This is a genomic window from Kitasatospora misakiensis (genome assembly GCF_042656005.1).
In the GTDB taxonomy this organism is placed as follows: domain Bacteria; phylum Actinomycetota; class Actinomycetes; order Streptomycetales; family Streptomycetaceae; genus Kitasatospora; species Kitasatospora misakiensis.
This window is the reverse complement of record NZ_JBHSOF010000052.1, coordinates 24517-50893: the sequence shown is the minus strand read 5'-3', so window position 1 is coordinate 50893 and position 26377 is coordinate 24517. Positions and strand designations below refer to the sequence as shown.

The following is a 26377-nucleotide window of genomic DNA, read 5'->3' as shown; positions in this document are numbered from 1 at the left end:
CTCGCGCGCGGACTCCGCCACCGCGCGGACGGGTGCCGTGATCGCCCGTTTGTGCTGATGAGAGGATCACGGGGGTGGCCGCCGGTCGCCGCCGTCCGGCCCTGCGGGGGCTCGCGCGGGCGATACGGAACGCGGGGAGCAGGGCACATCGTGCGGGGGCGCAGTACGGAGCGGGAGCGGATCGGCAGGCTGCTGGCGGACGGCCGGCGGGGGAACAGCGGTGCGCTGCTCGTCCACGGCGAGGCGGGGATCGGCAAGAGCGCCCTGCTCGACTGGGCCGCCGGGCAGGCCCAGGGTGCGCGGGTGCTGCGGGTGGAGGGCATCGAGTCGGAGATGGAGCTCGCCTACGGCGGCCTGCACCAGCTGTTCCTGCCCGTGCTGGAGCTCGTGGACGGCCTGCCGCCGGCGCAGGCCCCCGCCCTGCGGGCGGTGTTCGGGCTGACGGCCGACGGGGTGCGCGACGGTTTCATCGTCGGGCTCGCCGTCCTCACGATGCTGTCGGAGGCCGCTGCCGACGGGCCGCTGCTCTGTCTGGTCGACGACGCGCAGTGGGTCGACCAGCCGTCGGTGGACATGCTGACGTTCGCCGCGCGCCGGCTGCGCGCCGAGGGCGTCGTGATGCTCTTCGCGGTCCGTGACGGGCCCCGGGCGCCACTGTGAAGGGCCTGCCGGGGCTGCTCGTCGAGGGTCTGGACCGTACGGCCGCCGGACTGCGCGGGCGGATCCAGGACGGCTTTCTGGAGCAGGTCCGGCGGCTGCCCGAGGCCGCTCGGCTGGCCGTACTCGTGGCCGCCGCCGACGACACCGGAAGCCTCGGCACGGTGCTGCCGGGCGCCCGGGAGCTCGGCGCGGGCGTCGAGGACCTCGAACCCGCCGAGCGGGCCGGGTTGGTGGTCCTCTCCGGGGAGCTGGTGCGCTTCCGGCACCCGCTGGTGCGGTACGCCGCCTACCGGAGCGCCCCGCTCGCCCGCCGGATCGCCGCCCACCGGGCGCTGGCCGGGGCCTTGGGCGCCGCCGGTCAGCCGCACCGGCGGGCCTGGCACCTGGCCGCTGCCGCGACCGGCCCGGACGAGCGGGTCGCCGAGGAGCTGGAGCGGGTCGCCGAGTGGGCCGGGAACCGGCAGGCGATGGCGTCCGCGTCGGCCGCGTACGAGCGCGCCGCCCAGCTCACCGCGGATCCGGACGTACGGGCCCGCCGCCTGGTCCAGGCCGCGCAGAAGGCCGCCGACGCGGGCCAGGACGAGCGGTGCGGCGCCCTCGCCGACCAGGTGCCGCTGCCGCTGGCGGACCAGGAGGTGGCGGCGAACTTCGCCCGTGCCAGGGCGGTGGTCGAACTCGGTTACCGCAGCCCGGCGACGGCCGCCCGGATCCTGCTCGACAGCGCGGACCAGACCGGTGCCGCACACCCGGAGGCGACGGCCTCGCTGCTCACCGACGCCGTCCACGCGGCCTACTCGGGCGGCGACGCCGCGCTGATCCAGGAGATCGCCTCCCGCGCCCCCGAGCTGCCCGTACTCGCCGTGCCCGCCCGGCTGTTCGGCGGGGACGTGCCCGGCGCGCTCGCCGCGCTGCGCCCACTGGCGGCGGCGGTCGGACGGGACGCGGCGGCCGGCGCGGCGGACAGCGGCGTGATGGACCGGCTGATGACCGGTATCTACTGCCGGCTGGTGGGCGACCACCCCACCGCCCGCCGGGTGGCCCTCGGCGCCGTCGCCCACTGCCGGGACCAGGGGATCAGCGGCTGGCTGCCCACCACGCTCGACCTGCTGGTCCGCACCGAGCTGGCGCTCGGCCACCACGACGAGGCGACCGCCCGGGGCACCGAGGCGCTCCGGCTCGCCGAGTACTACGACCTCGCCCACCGGGCCTCCCACCTGCGCGCCGCCCTGGCGCTGCCGGCCGCCGTCCGGGGCGAGGAGGAGCAGGTCCGGACCCTGACCGAGGAGGCCCTCGGGTACGCGCGCCCGCGCGGCGTGGGCCGGGCCACGGCGGACGCCCTGTGGGCACGGGGACTGCTCGAACTCGGCCTGGGCCGGGCGCAGGCGGCCCTCGACCAGCTGTCGGCGGCCCGGCAGGAGGTCGGCCATCCGCTGCTCTGCCTGGCCCTGCTGCCGGACGTGGTGGAGGCGGCGGTCCGGGCGGGCCGCCCGGAGCGGGCGGCGCCGGCGGCCGGACTGCTCGACGAGTGGGCCCTCGCCCTGGGGCAGCCCGCACTCGGGGCCCTGGCCGCCCGGTGCCGGGCGCTGACCGGACCCGAGGGCGCGGCCGAGGAGCACTTCACGGCCGCGCTGGCCCTGCACGACGAGAGCGGGAACGCGTTCGACCGGGCCCGGACCGCGCTGCTGTACGGGGAATGGTTGCGCCGGCTGCGCCGCCAGATCGACGCCCGGGACCAGCTGCGCGCCGCGCTGGACGGCTTCGAGGGGCTCGGCGCGCGGCCCTGGGCCGAGCGGGCCCGGTCGGAGCTGGGCGCGGCGGGCGGGGAGACCGCGCTGACCACCCGGCAGGACGGGCCGATCAGCCTGCTCAGCCCGCAGGAGCGGGAGGTGGTCCGGCTGGCCGCCACCGGGGCGAGCAACCGGGAGATCGCGGCGCAGCTGTTCCTCAGCCCGCGGACGGTGGGGCACCACCTGTACCGGGCCTTCCCCAAGCTGGGTGTCGGCTCGCGGACCGAACTCGCCGCCCTGCTGGCCGCTGCCTGAGGGGGTGCGGCCCGGGGGGCCCGGGCGGCTCAGGAGGCCGGGGCCGTTTCCGGGGCCGACCAGATCAGCCGGGTCTGGGCGACCCGGTAGCCGGCCCGGGCGAACGCGGCGGCCATCGGGGCGTTGTCGGTGTCCGTGGTGGCCGTGATCAGCTCGGCCCCCGCCGCCACCTGCACCCGGGTGATCTCGGCCAGCACCTCGTCGACGTACCCCCGGCCGCGCAGTTCGGGGACGACTCCGAGGTAGCCGACGTTGCGGTTGTACGGCGTGGCCGACGGCAGCGCCAGCCCGGCCACCTCGCCGTCGGGGGTGCGGGCCAGCCGCCACCAGGAGCGCTCCCCCGGGCAGCTGAGGTAGAAGTCCACCTCCTCCTGGGCGGTGGCCTCGGCCCCCATCAGCGCGAGGTTGCGGCGGGTCTCGCCGTCCAGGCTGCCCACCGCGATCCGCCGGAAGACGTCGAGGAACTCCTCGTCCGTGCCCTCGGTGAAGGTCAGCCGCCCGCTGGAGGCGGGCAGCCCGGCGTCCGGCGTCCACTCCAGGCGGAGCCGCTCCACCACGTCGGTGAGCCCGGCGGCCAGCGCGGCGTCCCGCCGCCAGTCGGTGGCCGCCACCACGGCCGGGTCCTCGCGCCAGCCCTGCGGCAGCGTCAGGTTGTAGAGCGGGAGCTTGGGTGCGCCCTGCTCGGTGAAGGCCCGCAGGCCGGCCCGGATCAGCTCGGCGCCGAGCGCGGCGCGGTCCTCGACCGAGGGGTCGACGGACAGACAGTCCAGGGCGATCGGGTGCTCCCCGGTGGCATGGCCCCACCACAGGGCGCGGGCCAGCACCCGGCCGTCCTGCTCCGCGATCCAGGTCCACTCCGGCCGGTACATGCCCTCCTTCAGCTCGTCCAGGTAGCGGTCGGCCTCGATCCAGCCGACCGGCTCGTCGACCGTCACGGCGGTCACCCGGTCGAGATCGGCCTCGGTGGTGGGACGCAGCAGCATCCGGGTCTCCTTCGCGTAGGTGGTGAGGGTGGCGCCGGTGTTGAAGACCCGGGAGTCGGTCGGGGTGAAGGCGGTGGGCCGGAACGGGGCGCGGAACAGCGGGATGCCCGAGCCGGCCACGAGCGGGTGGCGCGCGACGACCAGTTCGTCGATCTCCTCGATCAGCTGCCCGGCGAGGTCCGCCCCGCCGCACAGCCAGATGCCCGCGCCGTCCTGGCGCTTGAGCGCGCGGACGAAGGCGACCGGGTCCCCGGAGACGGTCTCCACGGCGGGGTCGAGCCGGTCGGGGGTGTGGGAGAAGACGTACTGGGTGAGATGCGGGTAGGGGCTGGTGGTGCTTTTCGTGAGGCCGGCCTCGTAGCCGGCGCCGTCCATCAGGACGGTGTCGAAGCGCATGTTGGTGACGCCGTCGAGGCCCAGCGGTCCGCGGCCGTGGGCCGGGATCGTCTCGGGGTACTCGGCCAGCAGCGCGGCGGCGAGATCGCCCTCGAAGGGGAGGAAGTCGGACTGGCCGTCGGGGCCCGCGACGAAGCCGTCGAGGGTGGTGCCGACGTAATAGGTGAGCTGGCGCACGCGGCCTGCTTTCGTTCTCGGGACTGGGGGGGTGACGTCACTGACACTAGGCCGGTCGCCGACTGACCGGCTTCAGTCATGCCGACGTAATGTGGCCGGTCACCAGCCTGGGTCTCCTGCCCGGAACCGACCCGGGCGGGACTCTCTCGGCTCTGCCGTCCGCGTGGCGGAAACGCGATTGCCCACCGGGAATCGGCTTGGCAGCCTGACCTCATGATGATGCGGCGAACCGTGGTCGTAGGGGCCGCCGGTACCGGAAAGACCACCCTGGCCAGGGAGCTGACCGGCCGAACCGGCGGGCGGTTGACGGACCTCGATCTGCTCTTCTGGGGGCCTGGGTGGAGCCGGCGTCCGGCGGAGGATTTCCGGGCCGATGTCCGCCGTCTGGCCGCCGACGAATACTGGGTGGTGGCGGGTAGCTACCTTCCGCAGGTCGCCGATGTGCTGTGGCCGCGAGCGGAACTCGTGGTGTGGCTGGATCTCCCGCGCCGTGTGTCGTTCAGCCGAGTGGTGCGCAGAACGGTGCGTCAGCTGGTGGGTGCCGAGGAGGTCCTTCCGGGGTGCTACCAGTCACTGCGCGCGGTCTGGCGGGACGGCCTGCTCGGTTCGGCATGGCGTGATCCCGCTCGGTTCCGGGACGCGGTCCCGGAGGCGATGGACCATCCCTCCTGCCGCCAGCTCCAGTTGGTGCGACTGCGATCGGCCGGGCAAGTCCGGCGCTGGCTCCGGACCCAGGTAGCGGACGGGCGGACAACGACCTGACGCACTGGCTCTGAACCACGGCGGCCCGCATTGTCAGTGCCGGCCGGTACGTTCCTGGCATGACTTCCGTGAACACCGCGGCCGCCCGTCCGCGACCGGCCACCACCGCTGCCGCCCGACCCACCGACACCGTCCGGGTCGTCCCGCTGTGGGCCGCACCCTGGTCCCTCGCCGCCCAACCGCCCTCGAAGCGCTGAGCGGCCGGCCGGGGCAAGCCGATTCCCTCGGCCCGGGGGCGGCTGGTGACCGGTCGCCTGCAGGGCAACCGGTTCGGGACGAACACCCGCGTGCTGACTGCGGGAAGTGTGGCGTTCCCTGACCGTCAGGACGTCGTCGAGGGCGCCTCGGCCGAGGCGCGGGCGTACCGGCGGTACGTGGGCCAGGCTGCGCAACCCGCTTCCGCTGCGGGTGGGACGGCCGGTCCGCCCCGAGTTCGGCATGCGGACGCGGCGGCGCTCTGTGGGCTGATCGTTGCCCGAACGTCCCCGCCCGTCCACGGGGAGGCGTTCGTCGCGATGTTCCCAGGTCAGCGACCGGACGGACGGCCGGTGGTCCGGCCGGCACGGTGTGGGTGCCGGCCGGACGGGGTGGTGCTCATCCGCCGAGGCGGGCGAGGAGCAGGCGCGCCCGGCGGGTCTTGGCCTCGGCGCGGTTCTTCAGGTACAGCGCGTGGGCGAGGCGGTGCTGCTCGGCCTCCCGCATCCGCTCGTTGATGATGGCGCGCGCGGTGTCGAGGTGGTAGTTCATGGCGGTCGTTCCCCCTGCCGGTGGGTGGCCTGCCGATGGCTTCAGCATCGGCCCCAAGGCCCCCCTTGCGCCTATGATTCTACACCAGAATTCCGACTTCGATCGCCATTTCATAGCCACTTCGGGCTGTTGTCCTACTGTTTGAAGGCCCGTCGGTTGGTGAGCATTGGGTGTGCCGAGTGTGGCCGCCCGCCGTCCGGCGCTGGTCTGCCCGGTGGCCGAACGGAGGGGCGGGCACAGGTCAGGAGGCGCAGTCGCGGCAGATCGGTCGGCCGTTCTTGTCCTCGCCCGCGAGCTGGGCGCGGTGGTGGACCAGGAAGCACGTCATGCAGGTGAACTCGTCCGCCTGGAGCGGGACGACCCGCACGGTGAGCTCCTCACCGGAGAGGTCGGCGCCCGGGAGCTCCAGCCCTTCGACGGCCTCGGGCTCCACGTCGACGGCGGAGCTCTGCTTGTCGTCGCGTTTGCTCTTCAGTGCCTCGATGCTCTCGTCACTGCTCTCGTCGCCGGTGTCGCGCGGGGCGTCGTAGTCGGTTGCCATGGCGGTGTCTTTTCTCCTCGGGTGTCGCTTCGGGCATCGGATCGGGCCGCCCGCCGGCCGGCGAGGTGCCGGCCGGACGTACGGACGCGGCCGATCCCGCCCGTGGCGCACCACCCTCCCACCTCCCGGGTCGAACGGCACACCAAGACCCACACCCGACACGGCAGCACCGGACGCGGCGACACCGGCGGCGTCCGGGGATCCACGCCCGTCCCACCGGCCGAACCGCTCCCACCTGCGGATACTCACCAACGGCGGCAACGGGCCGAACCCCGCCTTCGGATACCCTGGCCCCATGAGCGACAACCTGCCCGCGTGCCCCAAGTGCTCCGGCGAGTACACCTATGAGATGGACGCACTGATGGTCTGCCCCGAGTGCGGCCACGAGTGGACCCCCGCCACGAACACCGAGGACAGCGGCGCACCCGGTGAGCGCGTGATCAAGGACGCCGTCGGCAACGTGCTCAGCGACGGCGATACCGTGACCGTCGTCAAGGCGCTCAAGGTCAAGGGCAGCCCCGCCGGCATCAAGGCGGGCACCAAGGTCCGCAACATCCGTCTCGTCGACGGCGTCGACGGCCACGACATCGACTGCAAGATCGACGGCTTCGGCGCCATGCAGCTCAAGTCGAGCGTGGTCAAGAAGGCCTGACCCGAGACTCCCCCGGCCACGACGCACCCCCGTGTCGTCGTGGCCGGGACGCAAAGGGCGAAGACTCCGTACGAGGTCTTCGCCCTTCAGCTTGGCGTCAGGCGGATTCGACGGGAAGGCCGGCCTCGACCCAGTCCTGGATGCCCTCGCGGTACTTGCGGACGTTGGTGTAGCCGAGGGCGGTGAGCCGGTCGGCCACCTGCCCGCTGTTCGGGCACGCCGTGTTGGAGCAGTAGGTGACGATCACGGCGTCGCGGTCGGGGAGCACGGCCTGCGCCTGGGTGTCGACCTCGGCCCGGACCAGGGCCACGGCACCGGGAAGGTGCTGCTGGTCGTAGTAGTCGCCGCCGAGCGCGTCGACGACGGTCACGGCGCCGGCCTCGATCGCTGCTGCCAGTTCGTCGCGGGTGATGAGTGCGGTCATGCCGCCACCTCCAGGAGATTCGGACTACAGTCCTGTTATGGCTCACGACATTAACGGACTGCAGTCCGATTTGGCAATGCCCCTGGAACTGCTGCGGACGCCGCCGCCCAAGGAGCGCGCGGACGCGGCCCGCAACCGGGTCGCGGTGCTGGAGGCGGCCGCCAGGCTGTTCGCCGAGCACGGTGTCGAGGCGGTGTCGATGGATCAGGTCGCCGCCGCCGCGGGCGTCGGCAAGGGCACCCTGTTCCGCCGGTTCGGCGACAAGTCGGGGCTGGCCGTCGCGCTGCTGGACACCCGCGAGCGCGTGTTGCAGGAGGCGGTTCTGCACGGGCCGCCCCCGCTCGGGCCCGGGGCGCCGGCCGACGAGCGCCTGGCCGCGTTCGTCAACGCCTACTTCGACTACCTGCTGGAGCATCTGGCACTGGTCCGCATGTCCGAGACCGCCACGCCCGGCGCCAGGTACCGGATCGGGGCCTACCGGTTCTGGCACCGCCATGTGGCGATCCTGCTCGCCACCGCACCCGACACCGACCCCGACACCGCGGCCCACACCCTGCTCGCCGCCCTGGCAGCCGACCACGTCGCGGCGCTCCTGCCGGAACTCGGCGAACAGCGCATGCGCGCCGGCCTGCTCCACCTCGCCGAGCGCGCGATGTGACGGTCCTGCCGACGACGAGGACGCGCCCCGCCCTACGGTCCGACTGCCTGCGCGCGTTCTGACGACGCGGCAGCGGACCGGCGGCAGGGGCTCAGCCGGGCAGGCCAGCGTGGCGGAGGGCGGCCTCTTCGACGGTGGCGCAGACGGGGAAGAGCGGTGCGGCTTCGGTGATGTCCAGGACCCGGACGGCCATCGCGCAGGGGTTGATCAGGACCAGCGGGACGCCCGCGTCCAGGGCCCGGCGGCGGGCGGTGAGGAGGAGGTTGAGGCCGCTGGAGGTGAACAGGTCGACGCCGGCGAGGTCGGCGGCAAGGACCGCCGGGCGCTGGTCGAGCGCGGCGTTGAGGGCCTCGGCGGCGTCGGCTTCGCTGTCCATGCTCATGTCCCCGACGAAGCGACACACCAGGGCCTCCCCCACCCGGAAGGTCTCGCAGGTCAGCCACGAGTTCACGGTCGCCCTCCTTCCCACCGGGTCGACTCGGTGATGAGGGTCGGCTCGGAGACGCGGGTCGGCCGGTACATGGGGGTCGGCTGGGGCGTGTGGGTCGGCTTGGCCGGCTGGGTCATCTGGGACACGGAACCATCTCCCGGAGAGCACCCCGCGCGACGGACCACGGCGCGGACGGTACGGGCGGACGTGTCTCCACTGTTCGCCCCCGCGATGACACCTGTCAACCGTTGCACGAAAACTCTGTCGTGTTTTAATCATCACGAATTGCCGGTCGTATCCTTGGTCCATGGACGACGACACGCCACTCGCGCGGCAGTGGACCTTCCTGACCAACCACGCCCGCGTCCTCGTCCAGATCGCCCGCGACCCCGGCATCCGGGTCCGTGACGTCGCCGCCCGCTGCCTGCTCACCGAACGCGCCGTCCAGCGGATCATCGCCGACCTCGAAGCAGCGGGTTACCTCAGCCACCAGCGCAACGGCCGCACCAACCACTACACGGTGATCGACGGCAAGCAGCTGCGCCACCCCGCCGACGCCGGCCCCACCCTCGCCGAACTGCTCACCGTCCTCCTGCGCTGACCAGCTGACCAACGGCACGGGTCACGCGCCATTCGCGGGGTCCAGGGGCTTGGGCAGGCCGTGCGGGCGGCCGCGGCGAAGGCGTCGGGCCCGGCGGGCCCCGCGGCGGGTGGTTCAGGAGAGCCGGGTGAGCTTGCGGCGGGCGGCGCGGCGGCGCAGCTTCGGCAGTCGTCGCTGTGCGGCGTCGGCGATGTGCCGCTGGCGTTCGTGGAGCACGCCGTGGGCGAAGCCGTCCCGTTCGTCGCCGCCGGTGTCCCGGTGTTCGAGGGCGAGCAGCTCGTGCCGGGCCACCAGGCTGTCCTGGTGGGTGCCGAGGACCTTGTGCAGCTTCTTCATCCGGGTACCGAACCTCTCCACCCGCCCGGCCGCGCGCCTCGGGAGGTGGGGCCGCGCGTGGTCCGCCGTGCAGCGGGCCCGCTTGGCGGCCTTGCGGGCGCGGTGCAGCGCCTCGTCGCGGTGGGGCCCGGGCTCGCAGCGCAGCGCCCGGTCGAGGCGCTCGACGGTCCGGCCCTGCTCACGCCGCAGGACGCCGCGGACGTAGCCGCGCGCGCCGCGGGCGGCCCGGCGGCGGCGCAGGGGCGGATCGGCGGCGGCGCAGGGGCGGATCGGCGGCGAAGGCGTCGAGCCGCTCCAGCAGCGCGAAGTAGCGGTCGCCGTCGAGTTCGGCGACGGCCCGCCGCCACGCGGCGCGGTACTCCGCGGCGTAGCGCTCGGCGAGCCGGCCGCGCAGCGCGTCCCGGCGCAGCTCCGCCGGCACCGCGTCCAACCCGTCCACCAGGACCTCGCCGAGGACCTCCCGGTCCCGGGCCCGGCCGAGCAGGCGCCCCAGCCAGCGCAACTCGTCGGCGAGCGTCCGCGCGCGGTCGCCCTTGAAGAGCCGCCGGTGGGCCTTGAGCAGGCTCCGCAGCCTGCGGGCGGCGACCCGCATGCGGTGCACGGAGTCCTCCTCGCCGCGGCGTACGGCGGCGTCGAGGGTCAGGAGCGTGTCCAGCTGCGTGCGGAAGCCGGCCATGACGAGGGCGCCGGCCGAGCCCGGCGCCGGGGCGGCTCCGGGCGGGGCGGGGCGGGCTTCGCCGAGGGCCCGGGAGAGCTTGGAGGGCCAGGCCGAGCGGACCAGTCCCGCGTCGGTGAACTCGGTGTCGATGCGGTCGAGGAGTCCGGGCCTGCCGTGCTCCAGCTCGGCTTCGAACTCCGTCCACCCGCGGGTCCCGGTCCTGCTCCCGTCCGGTGGGCGGGCGTCCGAGGAGGACGGGGCGAGGCGGTCCGCGTCGAGGACGTCGGCCGCGACCGCGTCCTCGGTGATCCTCGCGAGGACGTTCCCCCGGTCGTCGCGCAGCAGCAGTTCCGAACGGTGGGTGCGCAGCCGCGCCACCGGCGCGAGCGCGCCGCCGCGGGCGAAGGCCGCGACGAGCTGGGACAACTCGGCCGGGACGGCACCGCGGCCGCCGGCCGTCGTCGGCAGCCGGTACTCCCGGCGTGCGTCGCCGGTGCGCGGCAGCTTGAGGTGCCAGCCCGCGTCGCTCCCCCCGGTGCGCCGGCGCAGGGTGATGTGCCGACGCAGCAGACGCAGGTCAGGTGTGTCGTAGTAGACGGCGTCGAGGTCCTCGGGATCGCCGCTGAGCGCGGTGGCGACGCCCGGCAGGCGGTCGAGCCGCGTCGGCAGCGCGGATCCGTCGTACTTGCGCTCCGTTTCCGTGTGTTCTGTGGCCATACCCCGCGCGTGCCCGCGATGGGCGCGGCCATGTGCGGGCTTCGGGCACCGGTCGGCGGGACCGCACACCGCGCAGCCGTCCCGCGCCGTTCCGCGCCGATCCGCGCCGTTGACAGTGCCGCGCCGGGGCTCCTACCGTGACGCCGTCGATTACCCACGAGTAGGGACCGTTGATGTCCGCGCCGCGCCCGTACGACCTCGTCCTGTTCGGTGCCACCGGGTTCACCGGCCGCCTCACCGCCGAGTACCTGGCCCGGGCCGCGCCCGAAGGCTGCCGCTGGGCGCTCGCCGGCCGGAGCGAGCGCCGGCTCGCCGCCGTCCGGACGGAGCTGGCGAAGCTCGACCCGCGCTGCGCCGAGCTCCCGCTGCTGGTCGTGGACGCCGCGGACCGCGAGGCGCTGGGCAAGGTGGCCGCCGCCACCCGGGTGGTGGCCTCCACCGTCGGCCCCTACCTGCAGCACGGCGAGCCGCTGGTGGCGGCCTGCGCCCAGAGCGGGACCGACTACGTCGACCTCTGCGGCGAACCGGAGTTCGTCGACCGGATGTACGTACGCCACCACGAGCGGGCGGTGGCCACCGGCGCGCGGCTGGTGCACGCCTGCGGCTTCGACTCGGTACCGCACGACCTCGGCGTGCTGTTCACGGTCGAGGAGTTGCTGCGCACCGGCGGGCCGGCCGAGCGGGTCTCGGTGGAGGGCTTCGTCCGCGTCGCCGCCACCGTCTCCGGCGGCACCTTCGCCTCCGCGATGACCGCCTTCTCCCGGGTACGGGCGATGGCCCAGGCGGCCCGGGCCCGCCGTGCGGTCGAGCCCCGGCCCAAGGGACGGCTGGTCCACACGCCGCTCGGCCGCCCGCACCGGTCACGGGCGGCGCGGGCCTGGGCGGTGCCGCTGCCCACCATCGACCCGCAGATCGTGGCCCGCTCCGCCGCCGAACTGGACGACTACGGCCGGGAGTTCGGCTACACGCACTACGCGGCGGTGCGACGACTACCGGTCGCCCTCGGCGGTGTCAGCGCGGTCGCGGCCATCGCCCTCGCCGCCCAACTGCGGCCGCTGCGCCGGGCCCTGGAGCGACTGCGCAAGCCCGGCGACGGGCCCGGTGCGCAGCAACGGGCGCACTCCTGGTTCGCCGTCCGCTTCGTGGCGCGGACGGCGAACGGGCGGACGGTCTTCACCGAGGTGTCGGGCGGCGATCCCGGCTACCAGGAGACCGCGACCATGCTCGCCGAGTCGGCGCTCTGCCTCGCGTACGACGACCTGCCGCCCCGGGCGGGACAGTTGACCCCGGCGGTGGCGATGGGCCGGCCGCTGATCGAGCGGCTGACGGCGGCCGGCATCGCCTTCCGGGTACTGGACACCCCGCCGACGGCCGCTCCCGGCCGGTAGCGGAGTGCATCCGGCCCGCTCACCTGCCCCCGAGCGCAAGGAGCCTGTCATCGTGTCTTCCGCATCCCCGAACCGGCCCTGGGACGTCCACCGGGTGCCGCCCGCCGAGGGCAGGACCTTCCTGGTCACCGGGGGCAATGCCGGGATCGGCTACTTCGTCGCGGAGCAACTCGCCGCCAGCGGCGCCGTCGTCGTCCTCGGCAGCCGGGACGCCGCGAAGGCCGACGCCGCCATGGCCTCGATCCGCTCGCACGTCGCCGGCGCGCACGTACGGCACCTCCAGTTGGACATCGCCGACCTGGCGTCCCTGAAGGCCGCCGTGGAGCGGCTGGACGTCGACCGTCTCGACGCCGTGGTCCACAACGCGGGGATCGCGCTCGACGACCCGCCGCGTCGGGAGACCGAGGACGGCCATGAGCTGATGTTCGGCACCAACCACCTCGGCCACTTCGCGCTCACCCGGTGGCTGGCCCCCCTGCTGTCCGCGGCGCCGGCGGGCCGCGTCGTGACGGTGGGAAGCTTCGCGGCGCGGTCAGAACGGCTGGACCTGGACGACCTGCAGTCGACCCGGGACTTCCGGCCCAAGCGCACCTACGGCCGGTCGAAGCTGGCGCAGATGTCCTTCGGCTTCGAACTCGATCGCCGCCTGCGCGCCGCTGGCAGCACGGTGCTCAGCGTGGTCGCCCATCCCGGCGGCGCCCTGGACTCCCTCACCCCGTCCCGACCGCCGGTGCACACGACCTCGCCCGGCGAGCGGCTGCGCGGCCTGCCCGCCGGGCTCCTGGTGCAGGGCAAGGACGCCGGGGCGTGGCCGATCGTCCGTGCCGTCCTCGACCCGGAGGTGCGGGGAGGTGAGTTGTGGGGGCCGCGGGTCTTCGGTCTGCGCGGCACGCCGCGGCGTGAACCCGTCCCCTCGCACATGACCGACCCGGCCGTCGCCGCCCGCCTCTGGGCCGCCAGCGGTGAACTGGTCGGCGCCGAGCCGCACTTCGCCTTCCGGTAGGCGCGCTGCCGCGACCGCCGGACGGGGGCGGGGCGGCCGGGGCTCAGGTCAGCAGGTCGGACTGCAGGGTGACCACCTGTTGGAACGCGGCGGCGGGGACGCCCTTCGGGTTGGTCATGGTGATCACACCCACGATGTCGCCCGCGGAGAGGTAGGCCACCCGGGCGGCCGGCTCGGTACCGGGGCCGGTGGCCGGGGTCTGGCGGACCACGAAGTCGACGCCGTAGAGCATGTCCCAGTTCGAGGGCGTGACGTTCCTGAGGCCGTCGATGTCCTTCGGGTCGCCGTTGTCACGGAATCCCAGGAACACGGGCCACGCCTCATTGGAGGAGCCGAAGGCGAGCAGGCGGATCTGTGTACGGGTGCCGTCGGAGGCGGTCCACTCCCGGACGGTGGCGGCCCGGCAGGCGTACTGCACCAGGAGGGTGCGCAGCTTGGCCGGGTCCTTCTGATCGGCGGTGAGCGTCTTGCAGTCGGCCCAGTCGGCGGTGGCTCCGGGGGCCGGGGTCGTCGAGGTGGCCGAGGTCGTCGGGCTCGCGCTCGCGGTCGGACTGCCAGTCGCGCTGCCGGTCGGGGCCGACGTCGGCAGACCTGCCGGGGCGAGCGAGCCGCCCGCCTCCCGAGGGGCGGGCAGGAGCAGGCGCCGCAGGTCGGCGGCGTGCCGGCTCTTGTTCTCCCTCGGCACCGCCGTGCCCGACGGCAGCGGCGGCAGGACCAGGGCGGGGAACACGTAGCGCCCGTCGCTCTTGGTGGCCAGGCCCGGGATGTCGGTGCGCTCGGGCGCGGTGACGGCGAGCGCGCTCCCCGTACCGGCCAGCGCGCACACCACGGCGGCGGCGCTCCACCGCACCGCGGCCTTGCGGCGCCGGGTGCGGCGGGCGGCGCGTTCCTCGTCGTTCGGCGCCTCGGCCGGGGGTGCCTCCGTGGTGGACGCCTCGGCGGTGGGCACTTCGGTGGCGGACGCCTCGGCCGCGGGCGCCGCAGGCGTGTCCGGCACCGACGCGTCGGTCGGCGGCGCGTCGGTCGGCGGCGTCTGGGGCCCGGCAGGGGTGTCGCTGTCGGTCATACGGAGGCTCCCGGGCTGGCGAGACGGTCGAGCTGCTGGGTGAGGAAGGTGACGATCGTGTCCTTGGGCAGCGGTGCCGGGCCCTCGGCGCTCAGTACCACGAGGAGGTCGCCCGCGGCGGCCGAGCACTCCATGCGGTCGATCGGTGCGGACGGCCGCGCGGGCATCAGGTAGCAGTGCGCCTCGGGGTGCCCCGGAACGGCCGGGCCGACGCGGAAGAGTCCGGAATCGCCCGTGAACACGGCGGTGTACTCGTTCATCCTCTGCACCTCCTGCTGGTTGAACTGGTGCAGTCGGACCCCGATGACGAGGTTGTTCAGCCGGTGCTTGTAGGTGCGCACACCGGTGGCCCTGACGTGCAGGCCCTGCCAGTACTGGCGGAGCTTGTCCTGCTGCGCCTTGGGGACCGGCAGGAGGTCGTCGTCGAGCTCGGCGGTGAGCTGTTCACCCGTCAGCTCGGTGTCGTTGCCGTAGCCGCCGTCGTCCGGCCCGAGCCCGTACCCCCCGGTGGCGGGCAGCAACAGGTCGCGCAGCGAGCCGAAGTGGCTGCCGTTCGACTTCGCGCCGAACGGGGTCGCGGTCGGCGTCGGGGCGGGCGCGGCCGACGGAGCGGCGGCGGCGACAGCGGGTGCGGGGTCGTCGTACCGCACCTGGATGATCCCGACGCCGATGGCCACGCCGACCAGCGCGGCCGCCACGATCGCTCCCCCGGCGCGCAGGGCGAGCCGGCGGGCAGCCTCGGACGGGGCGGCCGAGGAGGCTGCGGCCGCAGGTGTCGGCGTCGGTGCGGCGGCGACTTCCTCGGCGCGCGGCTCGGGAACCGCCTGCTCGGGAACCGCCTGCTCGGTCACGGTGCTGTCGGTCATGCCAGTCGCTCCCACTGCTGCTTGGCGAGGCCCTTCACGACTTCGGCGTCCACCGGCTCCGTTCCGAAGACCTCGACTTCCATCCGGACGGTGCCGCGCTGCGCGACGGCACTCCCCAGGTAGAACTTCTCGGTGGTCTCGGCCCAGTAGAAGGGCCGGCTATCGATCCGGTAGCCCCCGTTGGCCTCCGCGGCGAACGGCTTCACATTGGTCTGGCCCGAACCCGCGAGGGCCGCGAAGTCGCTCGTGTACTGGATCAGCGAGACCCGGACCTTCAGGCCGTGCTGCATCCAGTTGACCTCCACCGCCCGCCGGAAACCGCGCTCGCTGAGGTCCTGGAAGGTGCTGGCGACGTTGGCGCTGTGCTCGGCGCGCTCACCCGCCGTGATCCAGCTCGGTACTTCCGGGTAGTCGCCCCACCCGGTGCTGCCGCTCGGCGCGGTGATCAGCAGCTTCCGCAGGTCCCCGTCGATGGCCAGCGGCGACGGGGCGGCCGCGGCGGCGGCCTTCGGGTCCAGCACCTCGGCCGGGTAGGCGGGCAGCGCCACCTGCACCGGCGGCAGCGGCGTCGGGGGCCGGCCCGCCTGGATGGCATAGCCGACGCCGACGCCGGCCGCCGTTCCCAGCAGCAGCCCGGAGACCAGCAGCAGGACCGGCCGTGGGCGGCGCGGCCTGCGGGCGGGGGCCGGAGTGACGGGAGGTTCGAGAGGGGCGGGAGGTTCGGCGGGGGCGGGCGCCTCGGCAGGCGCCTCGGTGAGCGCGTCGGTGGGCGACGGCGCCACGGGTTCGGTGGTCACGCGGTGGCTCCAGAGAGGAAGAGGTGGGGACGGCGGGGACTCAGCGCCCGGAGGCCAGCCAGTCGCGCTGGCGCTTCATCAACTCGCTCAGCAGCGCCTTGTCCGGGTTGCCCTTCACCTCGACGTCGACCGTGTACTGCACGTCCCCCTGGCTGGAGATGCCGCTCATCGAGCCGGTGTACGCCTGCTGCTTGGGCTTGCGGACGTAGCCGTGGGCGGCCGGGTCGCCGGTGATCTCGATCGGGTCGAGGGTCATCGTGTGGCCCTTGGCGAACTCGCTCGCCTGCCCGGCCGAACCGAAGCGCAGCAGGGTGACGGTGACCTCGGCCTTGCCGTCGGCCGTGCGGTAGGTGCGGGTGGCGGCGTCCTTGTAGGCGTACGAGCGGAGGACGCTCATGATCTCCGCCCCCTCGATGTACAGGTCGGCCAAGTCCTCGTTCGTCATCGGCATACCGTCGACCGGTCCGTAGGACTCGCCGCCCGCCGGGATCGGGAGCAGGAAGTACCGCAGGTCACCGTCGTGCCGGCCGCCGCTGACGGTGCCCTTGACGGTGCTCGTCGGGGCGGGCGCGGGTGACGCGCCGGCCGCCGGGGCGGAGGCGGCGGGCGGGGCGGGGGTCGAGGCCGACGCGGCCGGACTCGGGGTGCCGCTCGCGGCGGGGTGCGCACCCGCCGTCCCTCCGGCCGCTCCGGCGGTGGTGACGACCGGTCCGCCGTCCGGCTTCCCGACGGCCACCGTGACGACGGCGCTGGTCGCGGTCACCGCCAGCAGACCCACGGTGGCCAGGGCCACACCGAGGGTACGCGGCAGCTTCCGCCCGCCCTCCGTGGCCGGCTCGGCTGGTACGGCTGGCTCAGCCGGTACGACTGGCACGGCTCGTTCGGCCACCGCCGGAGGTGCGGCGGAGCGGTCGTGTGCCGCCTCCTGCCGCGGTTCGGCAGCGGACGGCACGTGGTCGGGCGCGGACAAGGGACTCCCCGGGGAGGTTCAGGAATTTCGCGCACGGGCCCGTTCACGGGGCGCCTTCGGCGGCTCGTGCGGCCGCTCGTCGCGCGTCTGGCAGGAATTATGTGAGCGACCGACCTCCGGTGCCAACAAGATCAATCACCACAGTCCCGCCCAATGGCCGACCAAAGGGACACGCCGTGATCGAACCGAAATCGGTCGGCCACCCCTGACGCCCCGGCGCCCTCCCCTCGCCGTGGTGGCGGAGGCTCAGCGGCCGATCTTGTCGAGCTCGGCGAGATCCTCCTCGGAGAGCGAGAGTCCCGCGCCCGCGACGTTCTCGCGCAGGTGCGCCACGGACGAGGTGCCGGGAATCAGCAGGACGTTCGGCGACCGCTGCAGCAACCAGGCCAGCGCGACCGACATCGGCGTCGCCTCCAGCCGAGCGGCCACGGCCGTGAGCGCCTCGGACTGCAGTGGGCTGAAGCCGCCGAGGGGGAAGAAGGGCACATAGGCGATGCCCTGCTCGGCGAGCTCGTCGAGCAGCTCGTCGTCGTGGCGGTGGGCGAGGTTGTACATGTTCTGCACACAGACGATGGGCGCGATCGCCCGCGCCTCGGCGACCTGTTCCGCCGTCGCGTTGCTCAGACCGAGGTGCCGGATCAGGCCCTGCCGCTGGAGTTCGACCAGCGCCTCGAACGCCTCCGCGAGCGAACCGGGCACGGGGCCCTGGGCGTCGCCGAGCCGGAGGTTGACCACGTCCAGCGTGTCGAGGCCGAGGTTCTCCAGGTTCTCCCGGACGGCGCGACGCAGCTCTTCCGGCCTGCGCGCCGGGGGCCAGCCGCCCGCCTCGTCCCGGGTCGCGCCGACCTTGGTCACGATGTGCAGCGAGTCGCCGTACGGGTGCAACGCCTCGCGGATCAGCTGGTTGGTGAGGTGCGGCCCGTAGGCGTCGGCGGTGTCGATGTGGGTGATCCCGAGGGCGACGACCTCGCGGAGGACGGCGAGTGCGCCGTCGCGATCGGCCGGCGGGCCCATGACCCAGGGGCCGGCGAGCTGCATGGCGCCGTAGCCGAAGCGGGTGACGGTCAGGTCGCCCAGGGTCCAGGTACCGCCGGGAGGCGTGGCGGCAGGGGTACTCATGGTGTGCCTTTCGGGTTGAGCTTGAGTCAGGAGGTGGTGCCCAACGGCGCCTTGCACCATCTTTGGTGGGTAACTTCCTGGCAGGAAGAAGGCACTTCGGAGTGCGTAAGGCACCCGTGGGTGAGAGGAGCGGTCCATGGCAACGACGACGGCCCAGCAGCGGGCACAGGCCAAACTGGCGTACGACGCCTTCCTCGCGGTCTGTCCCAGCCGCAAGCTGCTCGACCGGCTCTCCGACAAATGGGTCACCCTGATCCTCGCCGCGCTCGGCAGCGACAGCCCGCACCGGCCGGGCACCGACTGCGCCGGCGAGCCCCGGGCGATGCGCTACTCGGAACTGCTGCGCCTGCTGGCCGGCGTCAGCCAGAAGATGCTCACCCAGACGCTGCGCTCCCTGGAGCGCGACGGTTTGGTCACCCGCACCGTGACGCCGACCGTCCCCGTCTCGGTCACCTACGAGCTGACCGACCTCGGCCTGTCCCTGCACGAGATGATGCGCGGCCTCAAGACCTGGGCCGAGACGCACATGGACGACGTGCTCGCCAACCGCGAGACCTATGACACCGTCCACTCATCGGGCGGCGGGGAGTGAGAACCGGACCTTGGGCCGGGCCCGGGCACCCGCGCGCTGGTAGAAGCGGATGGCGTCGGTGTTCCAGTCGGGCGTCTGCCACTGCAGTTCCGCGACGCCGAGGGCTGCCGCCGCGTCCTGCACGGCGTCGAGCAGGACGCGCCCCCAGCCCGCTCCCCGGTGAGCTTCGGTGACGAACAGGCAGTCCAGGTGGAGGTAGTCGGCCGCCTGCCAGGTGGAGAACTCCCGCGAGAAGGTGGCGTAGCCGATCAGTTCGCCTCCCCGGTCGACCACGAGGCACCACGCCCTCGGACGGGCCGAGAACAGGACCGGCTCCAGGCGCGCGGCGAGATCGGCGGGTACGGGCCCGGCGCGCTCGAAGTCGGCGTGGGCGGCGCACAGTTCGGCCAGCGCCGGCAGGTCGGCCGCGGTGGCCGGACGGATCGCGGCGCCCGGCCGGACGGTGTCCTTCGGGCCGGCGGAGTGGGTGGCGGGCGTGGTGGCGGGCGTGGTGGCGGGCATGGTGGGTACCTCGTGTTTCTGCTTGACGGGACGGGACGGGGTCGGGTGAGCCCATCCTCCGATCCCCCGGGCCCGCCCCACGAGTGGCGTGAGCGCCCCGGCCCGCCAAGATCCCGCCAGCCCTCAAGGGCCGCCGCGGCCTGCGCCGCATCCCGGTGACCGACCCGACGCCCGTCTACCCGCACTCCGCGTCCCCGCTGCCGCGCGAGGAGGGAGCCGGTGGGCGCATGCTGGAAGGAGAGCGTGGCGCCGAGCCGACGAGGTGATCGTCGTGAGCTGGAGATGCAGAGCCCGCCTGCGGTGGGCGTCGGCGGTGTCGGCCGCGTTACTGGGCCTGCTCGCGGCCGCCGGACCGGTCGCGGCCACCGGTGCGGCCGACGAGCCGTCGCCCGCGGACGGTGTGCTGGTGCCCACCTACGAGGCCGCCCGGACGCCCGAGGACCAGCAGGTCAAGGCCTTCCTGTCGCAGAACCACGTCCTGGAGGGCATCGCCGACTACGCCGCCGAGCGCGTCAAGCTGCCCCAGGACGTGCCGCTGCACGCCACCAGCTGCGGGGAGCCCAACGCGTTCTGGCTGCCCGCGTCCCAGGACATCACGTTCTGCTACGAGCTCTTCACCGCGATCAAGCCGCTGCTGGCCGAGCACGAGCCCGGGGACACCGAGCAGGAGCGTTCCGAGGAGCTCGACAAGGACCTCATCGGGGTGACCAACTCCTTCATCCTCCACGAGCTCGGTCACGCGTTGGTGAGCCTGTACGACATCCCGGTCATCGGACAGGAGGAGGACGCCGCGGACCAGTTCGCGGCCCTGCTCCTCAACTCCGGTGACGAGCAGCACGTCGCCTACTCGGTCAGCACCATCTACTCCTACGGCGTCCTCGCCGACGCGGAGGAGCAGGGTCAGCGGCCGATCGAGGCCTACGCGGACGAGCACTCCCTCCACGCCCAGCGCTACTACAACTGGGCCTGCTGGCTCTACGGCTCGGACACCGCCCGCTACGCGACCCTCCAACTGGCCGAGGGGAACCCGAACGGCATCCTGCCGCCCGATCGGGCCAACCGCTGCCCGGGCGAGTACCAGCAGATCGAGAAGGCCTGGGGCCCGTACCTCGAACCGTACGTCAGGTCGTGAACGGGACCGCTCCCGGTCCCCGGCCCGGCCTCAGTCCTCAGGCCTTTGGCGTTCCGGCTCAGTCGAACCGGATGTGCGTCGCGCCCGTCCAGGCCCGACGGAGGCCCCCGCGCAACGCACTGTCGGTGTTCGGGGTGAGGGTCAGTCCGCAGGAGCCGGCGATGCGGTCGGCCACCTGCGGGACCGTCAGCTCGTCGGTCCACAGGTGCTGGGCGAACTCCGCCCCGCTCAGGCGCTCCAGGCAGAGGTCGAGCTTCGACAGCGCGAAACTCTCCCGGCGCAGCGGCGCGTCCTTTCCGGCGAGGAACCGCGCGGCGTGCCCGAAGCCGCGTTCACGCAGCCGCCGCAGCACCGTGTCCCGGGCGGCCAGCAGCGCGAAGTGCCGGACGTCGTGGCCGCGTTCGCGCAGCCGGCCGACGGTCTCATGGAAGTACGGCGGTTCCACGACCGTCATCGGCACGATCACCGTGCCCTCGTACTCGGTGAGAGCACGGTCCAGCACCTCGTAGACGCCCTGCCGCCAGGCCGGAAGGTCCTGGAAGTCCCCTCGCAGCGGGGGCGGCATCATGCGGTGCAGCCCGAACCCGACATGTTCGGGATCGCAGACGACGCTGCCGGGAAGGCGCCGCCGGATCTCGTGCGCGGTCTGGGTCTTGCCACCGCCGAACGGCCCGTTGATCCACAGGAGCATGCACCGACCCTACTCCGGCCCACCGGCGGCTTCTTCCGCGACGGGAAGCCCCTGCCCTGGTAGCCCGGCGCCGGGCCGGCGTCAGCGCGCGGTCTGCCGCTCCAGTGCCTCCTTCATGACCCGGATGTCGGACGGTCCCGCCGGGGTGTGCCCTACTTGCCGGGGTGGTGGACGAAGCGGTAGGTGGCCCGCTCCAGTTCGGTGATCTCGACGCCGATCGCGGTGGGCACGGTGAGGTGCGACTCCAGCAGGGCGAGGACCCGGGCGCTCAGTTCGGCGCGCTGCTCGACGCTGCGGCCGGCCAGGATCTTGATCTCCACCAGCATCACCGCCTGCCCGGTGGTCCCGTAGCCCACCGCGGCGTGCACGGCCGGGCGGAACACGGTCTTGCAGTCCTCCACGGCGGTGTCGATCACCTCGGTGATCACCCGCTGCACGTCGTCGACGAAGCCGACGCGGTCGAAGTCGAGATCGGCCGAGTGGTCGATCAGGATCTGCGGCACGGGAACCTCCCCGGGGACAGGGCCCGCCGAAACCCGGCAGGCGGCTCCCGCGACGCTACCGCGCCCGCCCGGCGGGCCCACGGGCGCCCCCGACCAGCGGATCCGACATGGCCCCGGGCGCACCGGTGTCAGTCCTGGTCGGGGGTGAAGGGCCCCTCGTCGACGAAGCGGCGCAGGAGGCGGCCGTCGGTCCCGCCGCGTCGGCGGGACCGACGGCCGAGCGGCTCGTTACGCGCCGGCCGGGCCGTAGACGGTGTGCAGGACACCGCTGGCGAAGGCCTCGCTGCTCAGGAGCTTCAGCGGGATCGGGTCGACGCCCTCCTCGAACAGCCGGGCGCCGCGGCCGACCGCGATCGGGTGGACGAGCAGGTACAGCTCGTCGATCAGGCCGGCGGCCAACAGCGCGCGCACCACCGAGATCGATCCCGACATCCCGATCGGGCCGCCGTTCTCTTGCTTCAGTGCGGTGACGGCCTCGATCAGGTCGCCCTTCAGCTGCTCGGAGTTGCGCCAGGTGAACTCCAGCTCCGACCGGGAGACGACGATCTTGCGGGCCTCGCCGAGCGCCTTCGCCATCTCGCCCTCCTCGCCGCGCGCGCCCTCACGACCCGGCCACGCATCGGCGAAGCTGTCGTAGGTGACCCGGCCCAGCAGCACCGTGTCCGCCTCGGCGAACCGGGCGCCGACCGCCGCGCCCATCTCCTCGTCGAAATACGGGAAATGCCACTGCTCCGGGCTCTCCACGACGCCGTCGGCGGCGATGAACAGTCCTGCGGTGAGCTTGCGCATGGGGCAACTCCTTCATTCGGGGGTTCGGGGTGGTGGTTGCTTTCACGTAGTCAGACCGGGAACGGGGCACGGACTCATCGCTCCCGGCGAAGAAATCTCCCGGAGCTTCCGCGTCCTCGCTCGGGAACGGAACCGACGGGCCCGTCATGGACGGCAAAACCGCCCGGGGACCGGCCGGTCGGCCGGTCCCCGGGCGGCGCGAGTGCGTCCCGGCGGGGGTGGGTCAGGAGAGCAGGCCGTTGTAGTCCGGCAGCTTGAAGGTGCGCTCGGCGTGGCCGCCGTTCAGGTCCGTCCAGTTGTTGCCGACGCTGGCGATGATCGTGTAGCCCTCGCTCTCGACCTCCGCCCGCTCGGCCGTCTTGTACTGCTGCACCGACTTGAAGAGATCGCCCAGGCCGCGCCCGTGCAGCTCGTCCACGGTGTAGCCCGCCTTCTCCAGGCTGTACCGGGTGACCGGCTCGATGAAGTCCACGCGCGCGGTGACGAAGATGACCGCGACCCCGCGCGCGTGGGCGTACTGCGCCAGCTCCACCACCGGCGGGATGCCCGGCATCGTGAACGGGTGGAAGTGCGTCGCGAGGGTGGTGTTGTCGATGTCGAAGACGATCGCGGGCCGCTCGTCCGTCGACTCGGCCGTGCGCTGCTCGACGTAGACGCGGGCGGGCGCGATCGCGGCGGTGACGTCGGCCAGCCACTGCTGCTCGGTCACCGTACTGCCGGCCGCGGCGGCCACGGGAGCCGGGGCGGCGGGAGCGGGAGCGGCGACGGCGGGGGTGGCGAGACCGGCGGTGATCGCGGCCGTCAGGGTCGCGGTGGCGGCGAGCTTTGCCTTGATGCTCATGTCTGGGAACTCGGCTTTCACGGTGATGGACGGATGGTCGGTCTGGCGGTCGGCGTGGCACTCGGGATCGGGCTCGTCGGATCGCGACAAGATGTCAAGGGCATGCCATGGCGCGGCGCAGCAAGGTCCACCGCAGACACGTACGAAGGCGAGTTGCCCTTCGCGGCCCTGGCCCGCCCGGACGCGAACGTACACGAGTCCACGACAAGGACCGCTACCCGGGGGTAACAACCAGGCGACGAGAGGACCAACAGATGGGCAGGCCGTCACGGCCGCTGCCGACCCGAGACGGAATCATGCGGGCCGCTCTCGCCCTGGTCGACGAGGAACGACCTCCGGGCCCCGCACAACGGCGACACGCATCTGCTCGGACGTGCGCGTCGGCGGGCCGAGTGGCAGCGTGGGAGTGAGTCTCGGATGTGCGGGGACAGCCCGGACGCGGCGAGAGGCCAGTCAGTGCAGCGAATGGCCGGCCGGGCCCTTGGCGACGAGGACACGGCCGAAGCGGCGAAGCGGCGGTCGCCATGGCGGCGGCTGCCCTCCCGGCTGCGGGTGCGCAGCCTCGCCGGGCAGGTGTTCCTGTGGATGCTGATCGTCGTGGTGCTGCTGATCGGCGCCGCGCTGACGGCGCTCATCCTCCAGGCCCGCACCAACAGCACGAACGGGGCCGAGCAGCGTACGCGTGCCGCGGCGGTCACCCTGGCGCAGGTCCCGATGGTGGTGACCGCGCTCGACGGCGCCGACCCGCCGGCGATGCTGCAGCCGCTGGCCGAGGACGTCCGGAAGAGCGGCGGCTTCGACTACGTCGTGATCTTCAGCCGCGAGGGCATCGCCCACACGGCGCCCGACCCGGAGGAGATCGGGTCGCACGTCGCGGGCGCGTACGAGGAGGCGTTCAAGGGGCCGTTCACCAGCATCTTCGGCACCCCCGTCGGACGGGTCGTGGACACCACCGCGCCGGCCACCAGGCCGGACGGTTCGGTCGCCGGGCTGGTGTCGGTGGGCTACACCGTCGCGCACACGGGCGGCGAGGTGGGCCGGCAGCTGCCGGTCCTGCTCGCCGGCGCGGCGGCCGCGCTCGCCGCGGGCACGGCCGGTGCGGTGCTGGGGCGGCGGCGGTTGCGCCGCCAGACGCACGGCCTGGGCCCGTCCGAGATGACGCGGATGTACGAGCACCACGACGCGGTGCTGCACGCCGTCCGCGAGGGCGTACTGATCATGGGCGCGGACGCCCGGGTGCTGCTGGCGAACGACGAGGCCCGGCGGTTGCTGGAGCTGCCGCCCGAGGCGGAGGGGCGGCCCGTCGCCGAGCTCGGGCTGAGCCCCCGCCTGGCCGAGCTGCTGGCATCCGGGCGGGCCGCGACCGACGAGGTGCACCTGGCCAAGGACCGGCTGCTCGCCGTCAACAACCGCCCCACCTCACCCTTCGGCGGAGAGCCCGGCAGCGTCGCGACCATCCGGGACACCACCGAGCTGCGGGCGCTGGCCGGGCAGGCCGAGGCCGCGCGGGCCCGGCTGCAGTTGCTCTACGACGCCGGACTGCGGGTCGGCACCACCCTGGACATCGTGCGAACCGCGCAGGAGCTGGCCGACGTGGCGGTTCCCCGGTTCGCGGACTTCGCCACGGTCGAGCTGGCCGACCCGGTGCTGCGCGGTGACGAGCCGCCGCCGGGCACGGGCACGGCCGGCGGCCCGGAGATCCGCCGGACCGCCGTCAGCGGCATCAGGGACGACTGGCCGCTCTACCCCGTCGGCTCGCTGATCAGCTTCATCCCCGCCACCGCGGAGGGCGCCGCGCTGGAGAGCGGGCACGCCGCGCTCGCCGCCGACCTGCACCAGGCGCACGCCTGGCGGGCGCGCGACCCGGCGAGCACCGACCAGGTGCTCGCCTACGGGATCCACTCGCTGATCTCCGCGCCGTTGCGGGCGCGCGGCCTGATCCTGGGCGCGGTCAACTTCTGGCGCGCGGGAGCGTCCGCGCCGTTCGGGGAGGACGACGTCTCCTTCGCCGAGGAGTTGGTCGCCCGCGCGGCGATCACCGTCGACAACGCCCGCCGTTACACCCGCGAGCACCGGATGGCCGAGACACTGCAGCGCAGCCTGCTGCCCCGCGGCCTGCCCCGGCAGAGCGCCCTCGACGTCGCCTACCGCTACCTTCCGGCGCGGCGCGGAGTCGGCGGGGACTGGTTCGACGTCGTCCCGCTGCCCGGCTTCCGCGTGGCGCTCGTCGTCGGCGACGTCGTCGGCCACGGCCTGCACGCCGCCGCCACCATGGGCCGACTGCGCACGGCCGTGCTCAACTTCGCCGCCCTCGACCTGCCTCCGGACGAACTGATCGCCCGCCTCGACGACCTGGTCGCCCACCTCGACCAGAGCGGGGCGGCCACCGGAGGAGCGGCCGTGGGAGGAGGGGCCGCCGGAGGAACGGCGGGAGGAGGAACGGCCGTCGGAGAAGGCGACCACGAGGACGAGCGGGCGGCTGTCACGGGCGCCACCTGCCTGTACGCGATCTACGACCCGGTCTCCGGACGCTGCACCATGGCACGGGCCGGCCACCCACCGCCCGCCCTGGTCCACACCGACGGCTCCGTGGAACTCGTCGACCTGCCCGCCGGCCCGCCCCTCGGCGTGGGCGGCCTGCCCTTCGAAACCGTCGAACTCCAGCTGGCACCCGGCACCTCACTGGTCCTCTACACCAACGGGCTGATCGGGACCCGCGACCGCGACCTGGACACCGGGCTCGCCGCACTGCACGCCGCCCTGACCGGCACCCGAGCCGGCGGCTCCCCCGAGGAGACCTGCCGAGCGGTGTTCGACGCGCTGGTCCCGCCGCGCCCGAGCGACGACATCGCGCTCCTCGTCGCCAGCACCCGCCTGTTCGAGCCCGACAAGGTCGCCGTCTGGGACGTGCCCGACGACTTCGCCGCCGTCTCCCGGATCCGCTCCGAGTGCGCCGACCAACTGACCGCGTGGGGCCTGGACGAACTGACCTTCACCAGCGAGCTGATCCTCAGCGAACTGATCACCAACGCCCTCCGCTACGGCACCCAGCCGATCCGCGTCCGCCTGCTGTGCGACACCAGCCTGGTCTGCGAGGTCTCCGACGGCAGCAGCACCTCCCCGCACCTGCGCTACGCCGCCACCACGGACGAGGGCGGGCGGGGCCTGTTCCTGGTGGCCCAGATGGCCGAGCGCTGGGGAACCAGGTACACGGCCCGAGGCAAGGTCATCTGGTCCGAACAGCCGCTGATCGCACCGGCGCACCAGTTCGAGGCCATGCTGCTGTAGCCGACCCGCGCCTGGTCTCTGGACCGGATCACCGCGCGTTGATACAT

General features: G+C 73.6%; 29 protein-coding genes. 12 read left to right on the top strand and 17 right to left on the bottom strand.

Annotation, left to right across the window (positions count from 1 at the left end):
* Positions 1 to 150: 150 nt before the first annotated feature.
* Both ACFP3U_RS30110 and ACFP3U_RS30105 read left to right on the top strand, forming a co-directional pair.
* Positions 151 to 660 (top strand): AAA family ATPase, encoded by a 510-nt coding sequence (locus ACFP3U_RS30110; RefSeq protein ID WP_380228887.1) that lies wholly within the window; start codon positions 151 to 153, stop codon positions 658 to 660.
* Positions 657 to 2702 (top strand): helix-turn-helix transcriptional regulator, encoded by a 2046-nt coding sequence (locus ACFP3U_RS30105; RefSeq protein ID WP_380228886.1) that lies wholly within the window; start codon positions 657 to 659, stop codon positions 2700 to 2702. The genes ACFP3U_RS30110 and ACFP3U_RS30105 overlap by 4 nt, the downstream gene beginning before the upstream one ends.
* Before the next feature lie 29 nt (positions 2703 to 2731).
* Here the strand turns inward: ACFP3U_RS30105 and ACFP3U_RS30100 are convergent, their stop codons facing one another.
* The gene (locus tag ACFP3U_RS30100; RefSeq protein ID WP_380228885.1) at positions 2732 to 4258 is read right to left on the bottom strand and encodes a dihydrofolate reductase family protein; all 1527 of its coding nucleotides are present in this window, start codon (positions 4256 to 4258) and stop codon (positions 2732 to 2734) included.
* Between the two features lie 213 nt (positions 4259 to 4471).
* Here ACFP3U_RS30100 and ACFP3U_RS30095 point away from each other — a divergent pair, with 213 nt between their 5' ends.
* Both ACFP3U_RS30095 and ACFP3U_RS30090 read left to right on the top strand, forming a co-directional pair.
* A complete protein-coding gene (locus ACFP3U_RS30095) occupies positions 4472 to 5020 on the top strand; it encodes a P-loop NTPase family protein (protein ID WP_380228884.1) in 549 nt (182 codons plus the stop codon).
* Between the two features lie 59 nt (positions 5021 to 5079).
* The gene (locus tag ACFP3U_RS30090; protein ID WP_380228882.1) at positions 5080 to 5217 is read left to right on the top strand and encodes a hypothetical protein; all 138 of its coding nucleotides are present in this window, start codon (positions 5080 to 5082) and stop codon (positions 5215 to 5217) included.
* Between the two features lie 397 nt (positions 5218 to 5614).
* On the opposite strand, the gene ACFP3U_RS30085 is transcribed toward ACFP3U_RS30090, so the two are convergent.
* On the bottom strand, positions 5615 to 5767 hold the full coding sequence (locus ACFP3U_RS30085; RefSeq protein WP_380228881.1) for a hypothetical protein: 153 nt from the start codon (positions 5765 to 5767) through the stop codon (positions 5615 to 5617).
* Between the two features lie 241 nt (positions 5768 to 6008).
* Entirely contained in the window at positions 6009 to 6308 is a 300-nt protein-coding gene (locus ACFP3U_RS30080) for a DUF4193 domain-containing protein (RefSeq protein ID WP_380228880.1), read from the bottom strand.
* A 295-nt stretch (positions 6309 to 6603) separates the two neighbouring features.
* Between ACFP3U_RS30080 and ACFP3U_RS30075 the strand changes: the two genes are divergently transcribed.
* The gene (locus ACFP3U_RS30075) at positions 6604 to 6960 is read left to right on the top strand and encodes a zinc ribbon domain-containing protein YjdM (RefSeq protein ID WP_380228879.1); all 357 of its coding nucleotides are present in this window, start codon (positions 6604 to 6606) and stop codon (positions 6958 to 6960) included.
* 97 nt (positions 6961 to 7057) lie between these two features.
* Here ACFP3U_RS30075 and ACFP3U_RS30070 read toward each other — a convergent pair whose 3' ends face one another.
* Positions 7058 to 7384: a rhodanese-like domain-containing protein gene (locus tag ACFP3U_RS30070; protein WP_380228878.1), complete on the bottom strand. Its 327-nt coding sequence runs from the start codon at positions 7382 to 7384 to the stop codon at positions 7058 to 7060.
* Positions 7385 to 7460: 76 nt separating this feature from the next.
* Here ACFP3U_RS30070 and ACFP3U_RS30065 point away from each other — a divergent pair, with 76 nt between their 5' ends.
* Entirely contained in the window at positions 7461 to 8042 is a 582-nt protein-coding gene (locus ACFP3U_RS30065) for a TetR/AcrR family transcriptional regulator (RefSeq protein ID WP_380228877.1), read from the top strand.
* Between the two features lie 91 nt (positions 8043 to 8133).
* On the opposite strand, the gene ACFP3U_RS30060 is transcribed toward ACFP3U_RS30065, so the two are convergent.
* Positions 8134 to 8493: an STAS domain-containing protein gene (locus ACFP3U_RS30060; protein WP_380228876.1), complete on the bottom strand. Its 360-nt coding sequence runs from the start codon at positions 8491 to 8493 to the stop codon at positions 8134 to 8136.
* A 286-nt stretch (positions 8494 to 8779) separates the two neighbouring features.
* Here ACFP3U_RS30060 and ACFP3U_RS30055 point away from each other — a divergent pair, with 286 nt between their 5' ends.
* Complete coding sequence (locus ACFP3U_RS30055; protein WP_380228875.1) at positions 8780 to 9073, top strand: helix-turn-helix transcriptional regulator; 294 nt, start codon at positions 8780 to 8782, stop codon at positions 9071 to 9073.
* 114 nt (positions 9074 to 9187) lie between these two features.
* On the opposite strand, the gene ACFP3U_RS30050 is transcribed toward ACFP3U_RS30055, so the two are convergent.
* Positions 9188 to 9598, bottom strand: a complete 411-nt coding sequence (locus ACFP3U_RS30050; RefSeq protein ID WP_380228899.1) for a CHAD domain-containing protein — start codon at positions 9596 to 9598, stop codon at positions 9188 to 9190.
* The gene (locus ACFP3U_RS30045) at positions 9588 to 10784 is read right to left on the bottom strand and encodes a CYTH and CHAD domain-containing protein (protein ID WP_380228874.1); all 1197 of its coding nucleotides are present in this window, start codon (positions 10782 to 10784) and stop codon (positions 9588 to 9590) included. The genes ACFP3U_RS30050 and ACFP3U_RS30045 overlap by 11 nt, the downstream gene beginning before the upstream one ends.
* Before the next feature lie 173 nt (positions 10785 to 10957).
* On the opposite strand from ACFP3U_RS30045, the gene ACFP3U_RS30040 reads away from it, so the two are divergent.
* Both ACFP3U_RS30040 and ACFP3U_RS30035 read left to right on the top strand, forming a co-directional pair.
* On the top strand, positions 10958 to 12172 hold the full coding sequence (locus ACFP3U_RS30040; protein WP_380228873.1) for a saccharopine dehydrogenase family protein: 1215 nt from the start codon (positions 10958 to 10960) through the stop codon (positions 12170 to 12172).
* 52 nt (positions 12173 to 12224) lie between these two features.
* Positions 12225 to 13175 carry an SDR family NAD(P)-dependent oxidoreductase gene (locus ACFP3U_RS30035; protein WP_380228872.1) on the top strand — a complete coding sequence of 317 codons (951 nt, stop codon included), beginning with the start codon at positions 12225 to 12227 and terminating at the stop codon, positions 13173 to 13175.
* A gap of 43 nt (positions 13176 to 13218) precedes the next feature.
* Here ACFP3U_RS30035 and ACFP3U_RS30030 read toward each other — a convergent pair whose 3' ends face one another.
* The 5 genes from ACFP3U_RS30030 to ACFP3U_RS30010 all read right to left on the bottom strand — a co-directional run bounded on the left by ACFP3U_RS30030 (position 13219) and on the right by ACFP3U_RS30010 (position 17993).
* On the bottom strand, positions 13219 to 14241 hold the full coding sequence (locus ACFP3U_RS30030) for a hypothetical protein (RefSeq protein WP_380228871.1): 1023 nt from the start codon (positions 14239 to 14241) through the stop codon (positions 13219 to 13221).
* Positions 14238 to 15107, bottom strand: coding sequence for a hypothetical protein (locus ACFP3U_RS30025; RefSeq protein ID WP_380228870.1), 870 nt, complete (start codon positions 15105 to 15107; stop codon positions 14238 to 14240). The genes ACFP3U_RS30030 and ACFP3U_RS30025 overlap by 4 nt, the downstream gene beginning before the upstream one ends.
* Positions 15104 to 15904 carry a hypothetical protein gene (locus ACFP3U_RS30020; RefSeq protein ID WP_380228869.1) on the bottom strand — a complete coding sequence of 267 codons (801 nt, stop codon included), beginning with the start codon at positions 15902 to 15904 and terminating at the stop codon, positions 15104 to 15106. The genes ACFP3U_RS30025 and ACFP3U_RS30020 overlap by 4 nt, the downstream gene beginning before the upstream one ends.
* Before the next feature lie 40 nt (positions 15905 to 15944).
* Positions 15945 to 16697 (bottom strand): hypothetical protein, encoded by a 753-nt coding sequence (locus ACFP3U_RS30015; protein WP_380228868.1) that lies wholly within the window; start codon positions 16695 to 16697, stop codon positions 15945 to 15947.
* A gap of 423 nt (positions 16698 to 17120) precedes the next feature.
* A complete protein-coding gene (locus tag ACFP3U_RS30010; protein WP_380228867.1) occupies positions 17121 to 17993 on the bottom strand; it encodes an aldo/keto reductase family oxidoreductase in 873 nt (290 codons plus the stop codon).
* 136 nt (positions 17994 to 18129) lie between these two features.
* On the opposite strand from ACFP3U_RS30010, the gene ACFP3U_RS30005 reads away from it, so the two are divergent.
* The gene (locus tag ACFP3U_RS30005; RefSeq protein ID WP_380228866.1) at positions 18130 to 18585 is read left to right on the top strand and encodes a winged helix-turn-helix transcriptional regulator; all 456 of its coding nucleotides are present in this window, start codon (positions 18130 to 18132) and stop codon (positions 18583 to 18585) included.
* On the opposite strand, the gene ACFP3U_RS30000 is transcribed toward ACFP3U_RS30005, so the two are convergent.
* Positions 18565 to 19086: a GNAT family N-acetyltransferase gene (locus tag ACFP3U_RS30000; RefSeq protein ID WP_380228865.1), complete on the bottom strand. Its 522-nt coding sequence runs from the start codon at positions 19084 to 19086 to the stop codon at positions 18565 to 18567. The two genes, ACFP3U_RS30005 and ACFP3U_RS30000, sit on opposite strands and share 21 nt — an antisense overlap.
* A gap of 313 nt (positions 19087 to 19399) precedes the next feature.
* Here ACFP3U_RS30000 and ACFP3U_RS29995 point away from each other — a divergent pair, with 313 nt between their 5' ends.
* Positions 19400 to 20218 (top strand): DUF4344 domain-containing metallopeptidase, encoded by an 819-nt coding sequence (locus ACFP3U_RS29995; protein ID WP_380228864.1) that lies wholly within the window; start codon positions 19400 to 19402, stop codon positions 20216 to 20218.
* Positions 20219 to 20276: 58 nt separating this feature from the next.
* On the opposite strand, the gene ACFP3U_RS29990 is transcribed toward ACFP3U_RS29995, so the two are convergent.
* The 4 genes from ACFP3U_RS29990 to ACFP3U_RS29975 all read right to left on the bottom strand — a co-directional run bounded on the left by ACFP3U_RS29990 (position 20277) and on the right by ACFP3U_RS29975 (position 23042).
* Entirely contained in the window at positions 20277 to 20909 is a 633-nt protein-coding gene (locus ACFP3U_RS29990; RefSeq protein WP_380228863.1) for an AAA family ATPase, read from the bottom strand.
* A gap of 152 nt (positions 20910 to 21061) precedes the next feature.
* On the bottom strand, positions 21062 to 21412 hold the full coding sequence (locus ACFP3U_RS29985; RefSeq protein WP_380228862.1) for a 5-carboxymethyl-2-hydroxymuconate Delta-isomerase: 351 nt from the start codon (positions 21410 to 21412) through the stop codon (positions 21062 to 21064).
* A gap of 228 nt (positions 21413 to 21640) precedes the next feature.
* The gene (locus ACFP3U_RS29980; RefSeq protein WP_380228861.1) at positions 21641 to 22201 is read right to left on the bottom strand and encodes a dihydrofolate reductase family protein; all 561 of its coding nucleotides are present in this window, start codon (positions 22199 to 22201) and stop codon (positions 21641 to 21643) included.
* Positions 22202 to 22424: 223 nt separating this feature from the next.
* The gene (locus tag ACFP3U_RS29975) at positions 22425 to 23042 is read right to left on the bottom strand and encodes an HAD family acid phosphatase (protein ID WP_380228860.1); all 618 of its coding nucleotides are present in this window, start codon (positions 23040 to 23042) and stop codon (positions 22425 to 22427) included.
* A 465-nt stretch (positions 23043 to 23507) separates the two neighbouring features.
* On the opposite strand from ACFP3U_RS29975, the gene ACFP3U_RS29970 reads away from it, so the two are divergent.
* Positions 23508 to 26330: a SpoIIE family protein phosphatase gene (locus ACFP3U_RS29970; protein ID WP_380228859.1), complete on the top strand. Its 2823-nt coding sequence runs from the start codon at positions 23508 to 23510 to the stop codon at positions 26328 to 26330.
* Positions 26331 to 26377 lie beyond the last annotated feature (47 nt).